Origin of the sequence: Sphingobium xenophagum NBRC 107872 (assembly GCF_000367345.1) — a bacterium.
Lineage (GTDB): Bacteria > Pseudomonadota > Alphaproteobacteria > Sphingomonadales > Sphingomonadaceae > Sphingobium > Sphingobium xenophagum.
The window spans coordinates 1-16,849 of the sequence record NZ_BARE01000006.1 but is presented as its reverse complement, the minus strand read 5'-3'; the positions used below and the strand labels follow the sequence as shown (position 1 = coordinate 16,849).

General features: G+C 60.5%; 11 protein-coding genes. 9 read left to right on the top strand and 2 right to left on the bottom strand.

Annotated features, from left to right (window positions below; genetic code table 11):
• Window positions 1-61: 61 nt before the first annotated feature.
• A complete protein-coding gene (locus SX1_RS02705) occupies window positions 62-2,644 on the bottom strand; it encodes a TonB-dependent receptor (protein WP_019051807.1) in 2,583 nt (860 codons plus the stop codon).
• A 513-nt stretch (window positions 2,645-3,157) separates the two neighbouring features.
• On the opposite strand from SX1_RS02705, the gene SX1_RS02700 reads away from it, so the two are divergent.
• The 8 genes from SX1_RS02700 (at window position 3,158) to SX1_RS02665 (ending at window position 14,638) form a co-directional block, all read left to right on the top strand.
• Window positions 3,158-4,411: a sarcosine oxidase subunit beta family protein gene (locus SX1_RS02700; RefSeq protein ID WP_026149435.1), complete on the top strand. Its 1,254-nt coding sequence runs from the start codon at window positions 3,158-3,160 to the stop codon at window positions 4,409-4,411.
• 16 nt (window positions 4,412-4,427) lie between these two features.
• Window positions 4,428-4,727, top strand: coding sequence for a sarcosine oxidase subunit delta (locus tag SX1_RS02695; RefSeq protein ID WP_026149434.1), 300 nt, complete (start codon window positions 4,428-4,430; stop codon window positions 4,725-4,727).
• Window positions 4,724-7,717 carry a sarcosine oxidase subunit alpha gene (locus SX1_RS02690; protein WP_019051804.1) on the top strand — a complete coding sequence of 998 codons (2,994 nt, stop codon included), beginning with the start codon at window positions 4,724-4,726 and terminating at the stop codon, window positions 7,715-7,717. The genes SX1_RS02695 and SX1_RS02690 overlap by 4 nt, the downstream gene beginning before the upstream one ends.
• A gap of 9 nt (window positions 7,718-7,726) precedes the next feature.
• Window positions 7,727-8,293 (top strand): sarcosine oxidase subunit gamma, encoded by a 567-nt coding sequence (locus SX1_RS02685; RefSeq protein ID WP_217996398.1) that lies wholly within the window; start codon window positions 7,727-7,729, stop codon window positions 8,291-8,293.
• Window positions 8,294-8,425: 132 nt separating this feature from the next.
• Entirely contained in the window at window positions 8,426-9,694 is a 1,269-nt protein-coding gene (gene glyA, locus SX1_RS02680) for a serine hydroxymethyltransferase (protein WP_026149433.1), read from the top strand.
• A 48-nt stretch (window positions 9,695-9,742) separates the two neighbouring features.
• Window positions 9,743-11,128: an L-serine ammonia-lyase gene (locus tag SX1_RS02675; RefSeq protein WP_019051801.1), complete on the top strand. Its 1,386-nt coding sequence runs from the start codon at window positions 9,743-9,745 to the stop codon at window positions 11,126-11,128.
• A gap of 186 nt (window positions 11,129-11,314) precedes the next feature.
• Window positions 11,315-12,502: a formaldehyde dehydrogenase, glutathione-independent gene (gene fdhA, locus SX1_RS02670; RefSeq protein WP_026149432.1), complete on the top strand. Its 1,188-nt coding sequence runs from the start codon at window positions 11,315-11,317 to the stop codon at window positions 12,500-12,502.
• A gap of 144 nt (window positions 12,503-12,646) precedes the next feature.
• The gene (locus SX1_RS02665) at window positions 12,647-14,638 is read left to right on the top strand and encodes a BCCT family transporter (protein WP_019051799.1); all 1,992 of its coding nucleotides are present in this window, start codon (window positions 12,647-12,649) and stop codon (window positions 14,636-14,638) included.
• Window positions 14,639-14,732: 94 nt separating this feature from the next.
• Here the strand turns inward: SX1_RS02665 and SX1_RS02660 are convergent, their stop codons facing one another.
• Window positions 14,733-15,884: a GlxA family transcriptional regulator gene (locus tag SX1_RS02660; RefSeq protein ID WP_019051798.1), complete on the bottom strand. Its 1,152-nt coding sequence runs from the start codon at window positions 15,882-15,884 to the stop codon at window positions 14,733-14,735.
• A 238-nt stretch (window positions 15,885-16,122) separates the two neighbouring features.
• On the opposite strand from SX1_RS02660, the gene SX1_RS02655 reads away from it, so the two are divergent.
• Window positions 16,123-16,849: electron transfer flavoprotein subunit beta/FixA family protein (locus tag SX1_RS02655; protein ID WP_019051797.1), on the top strand; the 727-nt coding region annotated here is incomplete at its 3' end.

Below are 16,849 nucleotides of genomic sequence, written 5' to 3'. Positions count from 1 at the left end.
CCCAAGGTGGGAAGCGGCCCGGAAAGACCGCTTCCCTCTATCGTAGCAACAAGGCGTCGGTTCAATAGTTGAACGAGAGGCGCATGCCGACCGTCAGCGGACGGGCCACGACTACCCGCGATACGCTGTAGACCGCATCGCCGCTGGTCTGCGCCGCCTTGTCGGTCAGATTGTCGCCGAACAGTTCGACCGACCAGTTGTCCTTCTCCACACCCGCCGACAGGCCGAAGGTCGTATAGCTGTTCAGCTTCGTCCGGTTGGGAAGGATGACGTCGGTATATTTCGATGACGAATGCACCATCTGCGGCATGATATGGGCCCGCAACCCTGTGTCACCCAACTGCCATTCATAACGGGCACGCAGATTGCCCTGGAAGGACGGGGCATAGGCCAGTTTCTGACCGACCTGCACATAGCTGGTCTGGAGCAGGACTTTCGTGATCTTCGTATCGATGATCGAGAAGCCGCCCGACACCGTCAGGCCGTCAACCGCAGCCGGTGCGAATGTGACCTCGCCCTCAACGCCCTTGGTCCAGGCATTGGCCGCATTGTCCGAAAAGAACAGGTTGGAAATGCTGGGATCGAGAATGCTGGTCTGCAGCCCCTTGATATCGACGAAGAAAGCGCTGCCGTTGAACAGCAACTGATTGTCGAACAGCTTGGTTTTCCAGCCGATTTCATAGTTCCGGACGTCGTCAGTACCGACCGCATAAGGCACGGTGTAACCGTTGCGGGTCGTGCCGCCGGGCCGGTTGAGGAGCCCCGGACGGAAGCCTTCGGAATAGGTGGCGTAGAACATGACATTTTCGACCGGGGTGAGCTTCACCGTCCCCTTGAAGATGACGCCCGTGGCCTTGGCCTGGTCCGGAATGCCGGCAATATCGCCGGAATATTTGACGCTCAGATTGGTGCCGTAAAGCTGGCGATCGACCGAACCCGAACCGAAAGTGGGCGAAATCCTGTTGTTGAAGGAGGAGTTTGCGCTGCCTTCCAGATCGTTGGTCACATTATAATAGCGCGCGCCGAAGGTCGCGGTCAGAAGGTCCGGCACGACGTCGAAGCTGGCTTCGCCGAAAATGCCAAACTGCCTGTCGCTACGCTTCACATCGTTACGGAAAATGACACCCGCCGGGAACGGCCCCGGATCGCTGAAATAGCCCGGTCCGGCATTGCCGATCAGGCCTGTGACCGATGTATTGGTCAGCGGGTAGTTTGGCAGGAAGCCCGGCGTGACCCCATCGGCGCCCAGGGCGCGGATCGATCCCTGATAGTTGAAGTCGTTGCGTTCCTTGAGAATCTGGTTGCTGAAGAAGCCGCCCGCCGTGACCCTGAAGCGATTTTCAGCCGGGGTATTGAACCGCAATTCCTGCGTGAAGCTCTTCAATTTCGACTTGGACGTCACGAAGAGATTTGGCGGCTGGCAGGTGCCGGTCGGGTTCATGCCACCATAATAGACGGTGGTGTCGCAGACATAATAGGGAATGTAGGGACCAACGAACAAATAGTCGGTATAGTCGACCCGCTGGTTGGTCTCACGTTCCGTATAGGCGCCGGAATATACCATTTCCAGCGCGCCGAGACGGCCTTCGACAGTCCACGCCGTGTTGCTGAAATTATCCTTGGTCTTGTCCTGCTCAAAGCGCTCGATCTTGTATTCGCCAAGGGTCGGATCTTCGGAGAATACGCCGTCCGTATCAAGACCCTGGCGGCTATGCGCGACCTTGAGCGACCAGTCGGGCGCGAATTTCCACAAGGCCGTCACGCGGAAACCGCGATAGTCGGCGTCGTTGAAATTATCCTCCACCAGACCGCTATTGTCCGCCTGAAGGAAGGTGACGCCAGACAGGTTGGCGCCGCCCTGGCCGGTCGCCTGATTGCCGACCAACGTGCCGTTCTGACGAAGATCGGTAGCCCTGCGGAACCGTCCGCTCTGGGCAACGCTGCGCGTGCCGCGGACGTTGTCGATATAGCCGCCCTGATGATCGAGATAGGCGACCGCACGTACCGCGAAATTATCCGCAACGGGAATATTGACGACGACCTGGGCATTGTTGCTCATGTCACCGCCCTTGGTGAAGGATACACCAGCCTGGGCGCGGCCTTCAAACTCCCCGATTTTGGGCTCGTTGGTGATGAAGCGGACCACGCCGGCCTGGCTACTCGCGCCGAACAGGGTGCCCTGCGGACCTGCAAGCACTTCGACGCGGGCAAGATCGGCCGCATAGACGTCAAGGTTGCGACCCGGTTGGGACAAGGGTTGCTCGTCCAGATAGGTGGCGACGTTGGGTGCAAGGCCCGATACACCAGCGGTCGTCAGGTTCGGCGTTGTCGAGGCGAGACCGCGAATGTAAATCGTATTCTGGCCCGGACCGCCTCCGCCCGCCGTTACGTTGGGCATCTGCGCGATGATGTCGGCCGTGTTGGCGACCCCCAGTTGGGCCAGCGTTTCGTTGCCCATCGCCTGGACGGCGACGGCGACCTTCTGCATGCTTTCGCTGCGCTTGGTGGCGGTAACGACGATTTCCGCAACGCCGGATCTGGGGGACGCGTCGTCACCCCCTTCGTCCTGAGCAAAGGCGGGCATCGCAACCATATGTGAAGCGATGATCGCGATGAAAGAGGTAGCCCCGAATAGCGTCTTCATACAATCCCCCATCTAAGGATAGAATATTATTTTATGAATTTTTTCGACCTTAAATTCGCAAATTATCACAGAATATTCGACGACCAGTATTTGCCCGAAATAAAGTCCGGACAATCTGTCATTTTACTGTCGCTTAACTGTGAAAATTTAACGATATGCACGAATAAATCTTATAAATTTTGGAACAAATTAAAGATTCAAATCATTTCGCATTTGATCTGCCTATCCCAGGAAGATCATCGGATATTTGGAGTGTCTCGGAGCATGATCCCCTGACAGGGTAACTGCGTGAATGGATGCGCCATCGCTCTTGAAGATTTGCGTCATTCTTGACATCCAGCCGGCCACAGCCTGGCTCTTCACTATGTCGATTCTTCAAACGGCACCTTACATCCCATAGCGGACGGCGATCCGGTTTAGCCATGTCGTTTAGCTGCGACGCGGATGACGCAAACATACTGTCTCATTCGTCACCACCGCATGATGATGCGCAATCAACATTGGAGGGATGGCGTGACGCGCTTTTCTTGGACATCGCTGCTCACCAACGCGCTGACCGGCCACAAGAACTGGGACCAGCAATGGCCGGACTCAGAACCGAAGGCTGAATATGACGTCGTTATCGTGGGTGCGGGCGGGCATGGCCTGGGCGCCGCCTATTATCTTGCCAAGGAACATGGCGTCACCAACGTCGCGGTGATCGACAAGGGTTGGCTTGGCGGCGGCAATACGGGCCGCAATACGACCATCATCCGGTCCAATTATCTCTATGACGAAAGCGCCGCGCTCTACGAACATGCCATGAAGCTGTGGGAAGGGCTGTCCCAGGAACTGAATTACAACGTCATGTTCTCGCAGCGGGGCGTGATGATGCTGGCGCACAACGTCCATGACGTGCAAAGCTTCAAGCGGCACATTCATTCGAACCGACTGAACGGCATCGACAATGAATGGCTGACGGCTGAGCAGGCAAAGGCATTCTGCCCCCCGCTCAACATTTCGCCCGATGCGCGTTATCCGGTGGTGGGCGCCGCGCTTCAGCGGCGCGGCGGCGTCGCCCGCCATGACGCGGTCGCCTGGGGCTATGCACGCGGCGCAGCTGCGCGCGGCGTCGACATCATCCAGAACTGCCCGGTCACGGCGATCCGCCGCGACGCCACCGGCAAGGTCATCGGCGTGGAAACCGCGCGCGGTTTCATACGGGCGAAGAAGGTGGCGGTGTCGGCGGCTGGCAACACGTCAGTCGTGATGGATTCGGCCAATGTCCGCCTGCCGCTTGAAAGCTATCCGCTCCAGGCGCTGGTATCGGAGCCGGTCAAGCCGATTTTCCCGTGCGTCGTCATGTCCAACACAGTCCACGCCTATATTTCGCAATCCGACAAGGGCGAACTGGTGATCGGATCGGGCACCGATCAATATGTGTCCTACAGCCAGCGCGGCGGCTTGCCGCTGATCGAGCATACGGTCGCGGCAATCTGCGAAGTGTTTCCGATCTTCAATCGCATGCGGATGCTACGCAAATGGGGCGGCATCGTCGATGTGACGCCGGATCGCTCGCCGATTATCGGCAAGACCCCGGTGCCGGGCCTCTACGTCAATTGCGGTTGGGGCACCGGCGGGTTCAAGGCGACACCGGGTTCGGCCAATGTCTTTGCCCACACTATCGCTCGCGACGAGCCGCACCCGATCAACGCGCCTTTCACGCTGGAGCGCTTCAAGACCGGCCGACTGATCGACGAAGCGGCGGCCGCCGCGGTCGCGCACTAAAGACGGAGCGCAGCAGATGCTTCTCATCCATTGCCCCTATTGCAATGCCGAACGTCCCGAAGTGGAGTTTGCCTATGCCGGCGAGGCGCATATCGCGCGCCCGACCGACCCTTCGCAGCTCGACGACGATCAATGGCGCGACCATCTTTACATACGCTCAAACCCGCGCGGCCTGCATTATGAACGCTGGCGCCATATCCATGGCTGCGGGCGCTTCTTCAACGCGGCCCGCGACACCCTCAGCGACAAGTTCGTAACGACATACAAGGCCAGTTTGCCCCGTCCGCAGATCGTGCAAAGCGAGGATACCCCGTGACCAACCATCGCATCGCAGGCAAGGGCCGGGTAGACCATGGCCGGCCGGTCCATTTCACCTTCAACGGCACCCGCTATGAAGGGTTTCAGGGCGATACGCTCGCTTCCGCCCTGCTGGCCAACGGCGTACATCTGGTGGGTCGGTCGTTCAAATATCACCGTCCACGCGGCATATTGGCCGCAGGGTCGGAGGAGCCGAACGCACTGGTCGGCGTGACGCACGGCCCCGGCCGATTCGAACCCAACACCCGCGCCACGGTGCTGGAAATCTCGCAGGGGCTGTCGACCAATAGCCAGAATCACTGGCCTTCGCTCAAGCGCGACATAGGCGCAGTCAACGATGCGGCCTATATGCTGTTTTCGGCGGGCTTCTATTACAAGACGTTCATGTGGCCTAAGTCCTTCTGGAACAAGGTTTACGAGCCGTTCATCCGGGGTGCGGCGGGTCTTGGCGTGTCGCCGACGCAGCCGGATCCCGACACCTATGCCAGCCGCCATGTCCATTGCGACGTGCTTGTGGTCGGTGCAGGGCCAGCGGGGATCGCTGCCGCCCTGTCCGCCGGTCGCAGCGGCGCAAAGGTCATCCTGCTCGACGAACAGGCGGAATTTGGTGGTTCGCTGCTGTCTGAAACCGACGCGAGCATTGACGGGCGTTCGGGCTGGGACTGGCTGACCATGGCGATGACCGAGCTTGCCGCACTGGACAATGTAACCCTGCTCCCGCGCACGACCGCGATTGGCTATTATCACCAGAATTTCGTCGGCCTGTGCCAGCGCCTGACCGACCATCTGGCCGATGTTCCGCAGGGTACGCCGCGCGAACGCATGTGGAAGGTTCGTGCAGCGCAGGTGGTACTGGCGCAGGGCGCGATCGAGCGTCCGCTGGTTTTCCACGGCAACGACCGGCCAGGCGTGATGCTGGCGGGTGCAGCCCGCACATATCTCAATCGCTACGGGGTTAAGGTGGGGCAAAGCGCCCTGGTCGTGACCACGCATGACAGCGCCTGGCTGGCCGCTTTCGATCTGGCGAAGGCAGAGGGCAAGGTTGTCGCCATCGTGGACCTGCGCCCCAACATCTCCTCCCATCTGCGCGCAAAGGCGGACTCGCTGGGGATCGAGGTTCTGGCGGGCTGGACCGTTACCGGCACCAGCGGTCGGCTGCGGATCAAGTCGGCACGAGTGCGCCCTGCCGACCCGACAGCCGGCGGCGCGCGTACCATCGCATGCGACGTGCTGATGATGAGCGGCGGCTGGACGCCCAGCGTCCATCTTTTCTCGCACACCAAGGGCAAGCTCAACTGGCATGAGGAAGAGCAGGCTTTCCTGCCGGGCGAACATGCCGAAGCCAGCCGCACCGTCGGCGCAGGCAATGGCAGCTTCGGCCTGGCCAAGGCGCTGGCAGAAGGGGCCGAGGCCGGAGCCGACGCAGCCTCCGACGCTGGCTATAATGGCCGTTCCGCCCAATATATGGTGACGGACGAAACCGAGCTGACCGGCATTCGCGTCCGCGAGTTGCCGACCGACCAGAATCCGGGCAAGGCGAAAGCGTTTGTCGACTTCCAGAACGACGTGACCGCCAAGGACATCCGTCTGGCGGTGCGCGAGGGCTTCAAGTCGATCGAACATGTCAAGCGCTACACCACCAACGGTATGGCAACCGATCAGGGCAAGACGTCGAACATCAACGGCCTGGCCATCGCCGCGGACGCTGTGGGTGCGCCGGTTCCGGCGGTCGGCCTGACGACATTCCGTCCGCCATATACGCCGACGACCTTCGGCGCCTTTGCCGGCTATAACCGGGGCCGCCTGTTCGAAGTGACGCGCAAGACGCCGATCGACGGCTGGGCCGAGGCGAAAGGGGCTGCCTTTGAACCCGTGTCGCTGTGGCGTCGCGCATGGTATTTCCCCCAGGCTGGTGAGGATATGCATGCTGCGGTAGCGCGGGAATGCGCAGCGGTGCGTGCGTCGGTGGGGATTTTCGACGCATCGACCCTGGGCAAGATCGAAATTGTCGGCCCGGATGCTGCGGAATTCATGAACCGCATGTACACCAACCCCTGGACCAAGCTCGCCCCCGGCCGCTGCCGTTACGGCCTGCTGCTGGGCGAGGACGGGTTCATCCGCGACGACGGCGTGATTGGCCGTATGGCGCCGGACCGGTTCCACGTCACCACGACGACCGGCGGCGCAGCGCGCGTGCTCAACATGATGGAGGATTATCTCCAGACCGAATGGCCCGATCTCAAGGTCTGGCTCACCTCTACGACCGAACAATGGGCTGTCATCGCGCTTCAGGGGCCGAACGCCCGCCGCCTGCTGGAACCGCTGGTCGAGGGCATCGACCTGTCGGACGATGCCTTCCCGCATATGGCGGTGGCCGAAGGGCACATCTGCGGCGTGCCGACCCGCCTGTTCCGGGTGAGCTTCACCGGCGAGCGGGGCTATGAGGTGAACGTCCCCGCCCGCTATGGTCGCGCCATTTGGGAAAAGCTGTTTGCCGACGGTCAGGCCTATGGAATCACACCCTATGGCACAGAGACCATGCACGTCCTGCGCGCGGAGAAGGGCTATATCATCGTCGGCCAGGATACGGACGGCACGCTGACCCCCGACGACGCCGCCCTCGGTTGGGCGATCGGCAAAGCCAAGCCTGACTTCGTCGGCAAGCGATCCCTCACCCGCCCCGATATGCTGAAGAAGGACCGTAAACAGCTGGTCGGGCTGCTGACTGACGATCCCATGATGGTGCTGGAGGAAGGCGCGCAGATCGTGTTTGATCCGAACCAGCCCATTCCGATGAAGATGGTTGGCCACGTAACGTCCGCTTATTGGAGCGCCAGCCTCAATCGCTCGATCGCCTTCGGGGTCGTAGAGGGCGGACATTCGCGCATGGGCGAAACCATTTACATCCCTATGCCCGACCGAACATTGTCCGCGAAAATCACCGGGATGGTCTTTGTCGACCCCGAAAACTCCCGCCTCAACGCATAAGGAAGCGCCATGACGATGCATCCTCATCACCCCTTGAGCGGCGAAGGCATTGCGCTCCACAAGCCCTTTCCGCTCACCATCCGGCCGCTTGCGGACAAAGCGCGCTTCAGCCTGCGCATCGACCCGGACCAGCGGATTGCAGCCTCCGCCGTTCTGGGCCTCAATCTGCCCGGCAATATCGGCGACGTAGCATATGCCGGCGAAAAGACGGCTGTGTGCCTTGGTCCCGACGAATGGTATGTGACCGTTCCGGTTGCGGACCAGGCGGAAATCGAGGCCGGCTTCGCCGCGCTTTATGCGCAGCAGCCCCACAGTCTGGTCGATGTCAGCCATCGGGAAGTGAGCATCGGGATCGAAGGCCGCGATGCCGCGCTCGTGCTGCAATCAGCGATCGCCTTTGATGTGGACGCGATGGCGCCTGGCAGCGGTTGCCGAACGATATTCGACGGCAAGGCGCAGATCATTTTGCTCCGCGATGCGAAGGATCGGTTCCAGATCGACGTCTGGCATTCCTTTTCGGAGCATGTGTGGCATTTCCTCCAGGTCGTGGCCCGCGAAATCGAACTCGACATCTAGGCCTGGATCTAGCCGCTGGCCGTCTCGATCGGACCAGTAGGACAGACTGCACTTTTTCATTCGCGCGATTTCCGAGCCGGTACTCCATTGGCTGAATTCGCTCCTGACCATGCTATTTTCGGAGATGTCGATATGACGCAGAGCACGTCCCATGCAGGCATGAAAGATCGTGCCGTTGCGGAAGCCATCGAACGCGAACTGGGTCGCCAGAAGGACCAGATCGAACTGATTGCATCGGAAAATATCGTTTCCGAGGACGTCATGCGGGCGCAGGGATCGGTCCTGACGAATAAATATGCCGAAGGTTATCCTGGCAAACGCTATTATGGCGGCTGCGAATATGTCGATGAAATCGAAACGCTGGCCATTGAGCGGGTAAAACAGCTTTTCGGCGCGGCCTATGCGAATGTTCAGCCGCATTCAGGCGCTCAGGCCAACCAGGCCGTGTTCTTTGCCCTGCTTCAGCCCGGCGATCGTATCATGGGCCTCTCGCTTGCCCATGGCGGCCATCTTACCCATGGTTCGCCGGTGACCATGTCGGGCAAATGGTTCGACGTCGTCAGTTATGAAGTGCGCGAGTCCGACCAGCGGATCGACTATGACGATCTGCGCGCCAAGGCGCTGGAAACCCGGCCAAAGCTGATCGTCGCGGGCGGCTCCGCCTATCCGCGCGAGATCGACTTCGCGGCCTTCCGCAGCGTCGCTGATGAAATTGGCGCCTATCTGATGGTCGACATGGCCCATGTGGCTGGTCTGGTGGCAGGCGGCGTCTACCCAGACCCGATCCCCCATGCGCATATTGTCACCTCAACCACGCACAAGACGCTGCGGGGGCCACGCGGCGGCATCATCCTCACCAATGACGAAGCGCTTGGCAAGAAGATCAATTCAGCGGTGTTTCCCGGCAATCAGGGCGGCCCACTGATGCATGTCATCGCGGCGAAAGCGGTGGCGTTCGGTGAAGCCTTGCAACCCGAATTCAAGCTTTATGCCCGCAATGTCCTGAACAATGCCCGCGCGCTCAGCGACACGTTGATCGAAGGCGGCCTGAACATCGTTTCGGGCGGCACCGACAGTCACGTCGTGCTGGTCGACCTGCGCCCCAAGGGCGTCAAGGGCCGCGACGCGGAACATGCGCTGGAACGGGCTGGCCTCACCTGCAACAAGAATGCGATCCCCTTCGATCCTGAAAAGCCGGCAGTCACCTCCGGTGTCCGTCTGGGCACGTCAGCGGGCACGACGCGCGGATTTGGGGAGGCGGAATTCCGTCAGGTCGGCGCGCTTGCGCTGCGCGTGATCGACGCGCTGGCCCGCAACGGTGCGGAAGGCGACCCGGTGGTGGAGGCGGAGGTTCTGGCCGATGTGCAGGATCTATGCCGCCGCTTCCCCATTTACCAATGACCGGGAAGCAGGCAAGCTGCACCTGACCTGACATCGACGAGGCCTGCCATGTTTCTAAGCGTCTTCGATGTGTTCAAGATCGGCATCGGTCCCTCCTCCTCTCATACGATGGGGCCGATGACGGCGGCGGTCGCCTTTCTCGACCTGCTGCGGCAATCCGCGGCATCGCAGAGGGCGGTTCGGATTCGGGCAACGCTTTATGGTTCGCTCGCCTTCACGGGCAAGGGCCATGCCACGGACCGGGCCGTCACGCTCGGCCTGCTGGGATGGCTGCCGGCGGATCTCGACATGGAAAGGGCCGAAGCGGAACTGGCGGACCTCAGGGAAACCACCACGTTGCGCCTGCCCGGCCTGCCCAATCTGGCCTTCGACCCAGCGAAGGACGTCATCTTCGACTATGGCCCTCCCCTGCCCGGCCATGCCAACGGCATGATCCTGTCCGCCATGGACGAAACCGGTGATCCGGTATTGAGCGAAACTTATTATTCCATCGGTGGCGGTTTCGTCGTCAGCGCGGCGGAACGCAACGCACCGCGGCAGATGGCCGCCGAAGAAGTCGCGGACTGGCCGTTTCCGTTCGAAAATGCCGCGGCGATGTTGCGGATGGCGGATGCCAGCGGCCTGTCTATCGCCGAAATGAAGCGCCGTAACGAAGCGGTGTCACGCGACGAGGCCGATGTCGAGGCGGGCGTGGCGCGCATCTGGTCGGTCATGAACGGATGCATCGAGCGCGGGTTGAGGCAGGACGGCGAGCTGCCTGGCGGCCTGCGCGTCAAGCGTCGCGCCGCCCATATTCACCGCCAATTGATGGAAGAACGCAAGTCCAACTCCATCCAGCCTCATGCCTCGTCCGACTGGCTCAGCGTCTATGCCATGGCCGTGAACGAGGAAAATGCGGCGGGCGGCAAGGTTGTGACGTCGCCGACCAACGGGGCGGCGGGCGTGGTGCCATCGGTGCTGCGCTATTATCTGGATCATTGCCTGGGAACGGACCCGTCGAAAGTCTCCGACTTCCTGCTGACCGCCGCGGCGATTGGTGGGCTGATCAAGCATAACGCCTCCATTTCCGGCGCGGAAGCAGGCTGTCAGGGAGAGGTCGGATCAGCAGCGGCCATGGCGGCGGCGGGGCTGTGCGCCGTATTGGGCGGTACGCCGCAACAGGTTGAAAATGCCGCGGAGATCGCGCTGGAACATCATCTGGGCATGACCTGCGATCCGGTTGGCGGACTGGTTCAGGTGCCCTGCATCGAACGCAACGGCATCGGCGCGACAAAAGCCGTCGCGGCGGCTTCCCTGGCGCTGCGCGGCGATGGTTCGCATTTCATGCCGCTCGACAATTGCATCGAGGCCATGCGGCAGACCGGCGAGGAAATGAGCACGAAATTCAAGGAAACGAGCCTGGGCGGCCTTGCCGTCAATCTGCCCGAATGCTGACTAAAGCCGGTTAGCCCCGCGACATGGCGCATTTGTAATTGCCTGCGTCGCAGTCATGATGGCCCCCGGCGAACCAGAATGCTCCTCTTTGCAGCAAGCCGACGAGTCGATCCACGACGGAAGGAACCAGCCGGAAATTCGAACATCTCGTCGCGACCAAAAGTACGAAGCAGAGAGGATAAGGATATGAGCAAGAACCGAGGTGTGGTGTATCTGGAACCGGGCAAGGTCGCGGTACAGGACATTGCTGATCCGAAACTCGAGGCGCCGGATGGCCGCCGTATCGACCATGGCGTCATTCTGAAGGTCTTGTCGACGAATATCTGCGGTTCCGACCAGCATATGGTGAGAGGCCGCACGACGGCCCAGCAAGGGCTGGTGCTGGGTCATGAGATTACCGGCGAAGTGATCGAAAAGGGCAGCGATGTCGAAATGCTGGAAATCGGCGACATCGTATCCGTGCCGTTCAACGTAGCATGCGGTCGTTGCCGCACCTGCAAATCGCAGGACACGGGCGTCTGCCTGACCGTCAATCCTGCGCGGGCGGGTGGTGCCTATGGCTATGTCGATATGGGCGGATGGATCGGCGGACAGGCGCGCTACGTCATGGTGCCCTATGCCGACTTCAACCTGCTGAAATTCCCCGATCGCGATCGGGCGATGGCAAAAATTCGCGACCTGACGATGCTGTCCGACATTTTGCCGACCGGCTTCCACGGCGCGTTGCGCGCGGGCGTCGGGGTCGGCTCGACCGTCTATATCGCGGGCGCGGGTCCGGTGGGTCTTGCCGCCGCTGCATCGGCGCAGATCTTGGGCGCGGCGGTCGTGATGATCGGCGATTTCAACAAGGATCGCCTGGACCACGCCGCCAAGGTCGGCTTCACGCCCATCGACCTGTCGCAGAGCGACCGGCTTGGCGATCTGGTAGCGGAGGTCATCGGCACCGACGAAGTGGACAGCGCAATCGACGCCGTTGGTTTCGAGGCACGCGGCCATACGGGCGGAGAACAGCCCGCCATCGTCCTTAACCAGATGATGGAAATCACCCGCGCGGCCGGATCTATCGGCATTCCGGGCCTCTATGTGACGGAAGATCCCGGCGCTGTCGACAATGCGGCAAAGCAGGGTAGCCTGTCATTGCGGTTCGGGCTGGGCTGGGCAAAGGCGCAGTCTTTCCACACCGGCCAGACGCCCGTGCTCAAATATAACCGGCAACTCATGCAGGCGATTCTGCACGATCGTCTGCCGATCGCCGACATCGTCAACGCACGCGTCATCTCACTGGAGGATGCGCCCCAAGGATATGAATCGTTCGATCACGGCGCAGCAACCAAATTTGTTCTTGATCCGCACGGACTGCTCAACGCCGCATGATCTATCCTGCGCTCCTGATCGGCCTGTTCCGATTGCGGCGCGAAGGTTGAAAAGTGACAAATCCGGTCGGCCTCCGAAACATGTCGGGGGCCGAAACCGGCATAGTGAATTCATTCGGCAGCATAACGAATTGGGGGCGTGGTGATGTTCCGGTTTATCATAAATCCACCGGTGTTTTTCGGATCGGTGAGCATCATTCTGCTGCTGCTGGGGGTCGGCGCCTTTTTCCCCCATCAGGCGGAGGCCCTGCTGTCGGACGTAGAGGCACGGGTTCTGGCCGAAGTAGGCTGGTTCTATCTGCTGGCCGTCGGGATTTTCCTGTTCTCGGTCACGATCCTGTGCATCAGCCGATATGGCAATCTGAAACTTGGCCCGGACGATTGCGAGCCTGACTTCCGCTTCGGGTCCTGGGTCGCGATGCTGTTCGCGGCGGGCAAGGGCATCGGCCTCATGTATTATGCCGTGGCCGAACCCATGATGCATTATGCAGCGCCGCCTGACGCCGATCCCATGACGATCGCCGCGCAGAAGGATGCGATGAGCATCACCTTCTTCCATTGGGGCATTCATGCATGGTCGATCTATTCCGTGGTCGGCCTTTCGCTCGCCTATTTCGGCTATCGCTACAATCTGCCGCTGACGATCAGGTCGGGCCTGTACCCTCTCCTTAAAGAGAGAATTCGTGGTCGGATCGGCGACGCGGTAGACATTTTCGCTATTTGCTGCACCGTATTTGGACTTGCGACATCGCTTGGCCTGGGCGTGCAGCAAGTCAATGGTGGCCTCAATTATCTGTTCGGCCTGCCGATGACCATTCCGATTCAGGTGATGCTAATCGTCATCATCTCGACCATTGCCACGCTGTCGGTGCTGTCGGGCCTTTCCAAGGGCATCAAATTGCTGAGCGAGATCAATATCATTCTCGCACTGGGCCTGATGCTGTTCGTGCTGATTGCGGGGCCGACCATCCAGCTGATGCGCGATCTGGTCCAGAATATGGGGCTTTATCTTACCTCCTTCGTGCCCCGCACCTTCAACATCTACGCCTATGAGCCCAAGCCCTGGATCAACGCATGGACGCTGTTCTATTGGGCATGGTGGATCAGCTGGGCGCCCTTCGTCGGCATGTTCATAGCGCGCATTTCGCGCGGCCGGACAGTGCGCGAATTCATTCTGGCCGTCCTTCTCTTGCCCACCGCCTTCACCTTCATCTGGATGACCGTGTTCGGCAACACGGCCCTGATTCTGGATCAAGGCGTAGCCGCAGGCGCGATATCGAAGGCCGTATCGGGCAATGTTTCGATCGCCCTGTTCAAATTCTTCGAATATCTACCCTGGGCCACGGCGACGTCGGCGCTGGCCGTGTTCATGGTGGGTATCTTCTTCATCTCGTCCCAAAGCTCCGGCTCGCTGGTGATGGACATCATCGGATCGGGCGGCAAGACGCAGACCACGACCTTGCAGCGGCTGTTCTGGTGCGTGCTGGAAGCACTGGTCACGATCATTCTGCTGATCGCGGGCGGCCTGGCCGCGCTGAAGGCGGCGACCATCATTGCCGCCCTGCCCTTTGCGCTCGTGATGCTCGTCCTGATCTTTGGCCTGTTCAAGGGCATGAAGGCGGATGTCGCGCAATATGAAGTCGGCAACGGCCGGTCGCGCGGCGCTCCCTCTTTCGCGCCCGAACCCAGTTGGCAGGCCCGGCTCGCGCTGGCGCTCCACACGCCCAAACAGGCGGATGTGGTCGACTTCATCGGCAAAACCGTGCTTCCTGCGCTGGAAGCGGTGGCAGCGGAGCTCACCCGTAGCGGTCGCACCGCGTTCGTTTCCAGGGAGGATGGCGCAATATGCCTGAATTCGGCCACGCCCGACTGCCGCGGTTTCCTGTATGGGGTCCGGCCGGGGTCTCACAAGCTGCCGATATTCTCACCCATTGAGGCAGCGAACATCAGCGAACGGCATGAGGCGCGGACCTTCTTTTCGGACGGAAGCCGGGGATATGACATCATGGGCATGTCGCAGGAACAGGTCATTGCGGACATATTGGCCCAGTTCGAACGCTATCTGGCGGTGTCCTGCTCGCCCGATGCCAGCCTGCTGGCCAAGGCGCCCGCACATGGCGGCATCGCCACCGCCTGATCGATCGGAGGCAGGGGGTTCGCTCCCTGCCTTCGACACAGCTAAGCCAGGTTAGGGAAGCCAGGTCGCTGCGCTTGGCCGCCGCCATGCACGGTCAGATCATGGCGGAGTGATCTTTGCCGATCGTGATCCAGTCGGTGTCCGGAATAAACGCTTCGCCCATATCCTCTAGCGCAGCACAGTCCAATTCCAGCGGCATCGTGCCAGCCCGGCCCGGCGATGACACCCGGCTCTCGAACGGAGAGTGGCCGAACCTGCGACGGAACATCCGGCTCATATGCGACGAGTCGCAAAAGCCGCATTCCACCGCGATCATGGTGATGGATTTATCCGTCTTTTCAAGGAAATGGCGGGCGATCGACAGCCGCACGTCCATGAAGGCGACTTGGGGAGACATGCCCAGACTTGTCTGAAACCGGCGTTCCAGCTGTCTTTTGCTCTTGCCCATCCTACGGGCGATTTCCGCCACGGACAGCGGCGCATCGATATTCTGCTGCGTAATCAGCAGGGCACGGCGAACGATGGGATCCTGCGTCTTGAACTGGAGGGGAATGCCCGGCTGGGGCTTTTCAGCATTCAGCGCATCGTCTATGATCATGATGTGCAGGCTTTTGCTGGCCTGCGCACGGCCGATATGCTTTTCGACAAGATAGGCCGCGAGATGTGCGGAACTGGCCCCGCCCGAACAGGTCAGCCTGTCCCTGTCGACGATGAATATCTGATCGGCAACCGGTTCTAGCCCATCGAACTGCTCCAGAAAATCGCGGTGATGGAACCAGCTGACGCAGCATTTATAGCCTTTGAGGACGCCTGCTTCGTGCAGGATGAAGGCGCCGGTGCAAATACCCACCAATGGTATCCCCGCGGCCGCAGCTTTCCTGAGATATTCCAGATAGTCGCTGCCGACATTGCCTATCTCATCCACCAGGCCGCCGACGACCACGATATAGTCGAACTTGGCGGGATCGCCCAATCGCTCATTGGGTTGAACGGTGACACCAGAACTGGAGGACACCGCCTCCATCGTGTTCGACAATATCTTCCAGTCGCACAATATCTGCCTGCTGCGGTCCCCTTCGTCAGCAGCCAGTCGCAGGACATCGATAAAATTCGCAAATGCGCACAGGGTGAAGCGCCGTGTCAGGATGAAGCCCACCGACAGGCGCGTGCCGTTCGCCTGACGCCGCATCGCGGCGTTCAGCGCTGTCGGAGAACGGGTTTCCACTTCTCTCGACGACAGAATCATCGCCGGCCTCCCTTTTTATGAACTTTATCTGACATGTCGTAGAGATAGCAAGAAACTGACGCAAATGTTCTTTTCCCCACCAGACTTGCGTCGCAAACCTACTCCTTACTGACGGCATTCCTGAGCGATCCGCAGACTGTCCGGCCGCTCTGTCACGGGAGCGGCTTCCCGGTCCCGGATCAACCGAATGGGAGGTCGCAACGCCTTGATCCATATGGATGTTGGAGAGGATTGCCGAATGAAAGTGGTGGTACCCGTCAAGCGTGTGGTTGATCACAACGTCAAGATTCGCGTCAGAACCGACGGCTCTGGCGTCGACCTGTCCAATGTGAAAATGTCCATGAACCCCTTCGACGAGATCGCTGTCGAGGAAGCCGTGCGCCTGAAAGAGGCGGGCGCGGTAGATGAAATCATTGCGGTGAGCGTCGGCTCCGCTCAGGCGCAGGACGTATTGCGCACGGCGCTCGCCATGGGGGCCGATCGCGCCATCCTCATCAAGAGTGACGGGCCGGTAGAGCCACTCGATGTCGCAAAATTGCTGAAAGGGGTGGTCGTGGCCGAAGCGCCCCGCCTGGTATTGCTCGGCAAGCAGGCGATCGACGATGATGCCAATCAAACAGGACAGATGCTTTCGGCGCTGCTTGGCTGGTCCCAGGCAACCTTCGCTTCGCAGGTGGCGCTGAACGGCGACCATGCGCAGGTGACCCGTGAAGTCGATGGCGGCCTTCAGGTGATTGACGTCAGCCTGCCGACCATCGTCACCGTCGATCTGCGCCTCAACGATCCACGCTACGCCTCCCTTCCCAACATCATGAAGGCGAAGAAGAAGCCGATCGAGGAAAAGGCCCCCGCCGATTACGGCGTCAATGTCGATGCAAGACTGAAAATCCTCAGGACCGAGGAACCTGCCGCGCGCGCGCCCGGCATCAAAGTCGGCAGCATCCCTGAGCTTGTCGAAAAGCTGG

Coding starts and splice junctions, on each gene's coding strand:
- SX1_RS02675 (WP_019051801.1), top strand. CDS start 9,743: ATGTTTCTAAGCGTCTTCGATGTGTTCAAGATCGGCATCGGTCCCTCC.
- SX1_RS02705 (WP_019051807.1), bottom strand. CDS start 2,644: ATGAAGACGCTATTCGGGGCTACCTCTTTCATCGCGATCATCGCTTCA.
- SX1_RS02685 (WP_217996398.1), top strand. CDS start 7,727: ATGACGATGCATCCTCATCACCCCTTGAGCGGCGAAGGCATTGCGCTC.
- SX1_RS02665 (WP_019051799.1), top strand. CDS start 12,647: ATGTTCCGGTTTATCATAAATCCACCGGTGTTTTTCGGATCGGTGAGC.
- glyA (WP_026149433.1), top strand. CDS start 8,426: ATGACGCAGAGCACGTCCCATGCAGGCATGAAAGATCGTGCCGTTGCG.
- SX1_RS02660 (WP_019051798.1), bottom strand. CDS start 15,884: ATGATTCTGTCGTCGAGAGAAGTGGAAACCCGTTCTCCGACAGCGCTG.
- fdhA (WP_026149432.1), top strand. CDS start 11,315: ATGAGCAAGAACCGAGGTGTGGTGTATCTGGAACCGGGCAAGGTCGCG.
- SX1_RS02695 (WP_026149434.1), top strand. CDS start 4,428: ATGCTTCTCATCCATTGCCCCTATTGCAATGCCGAACGTCCCGAAGTG.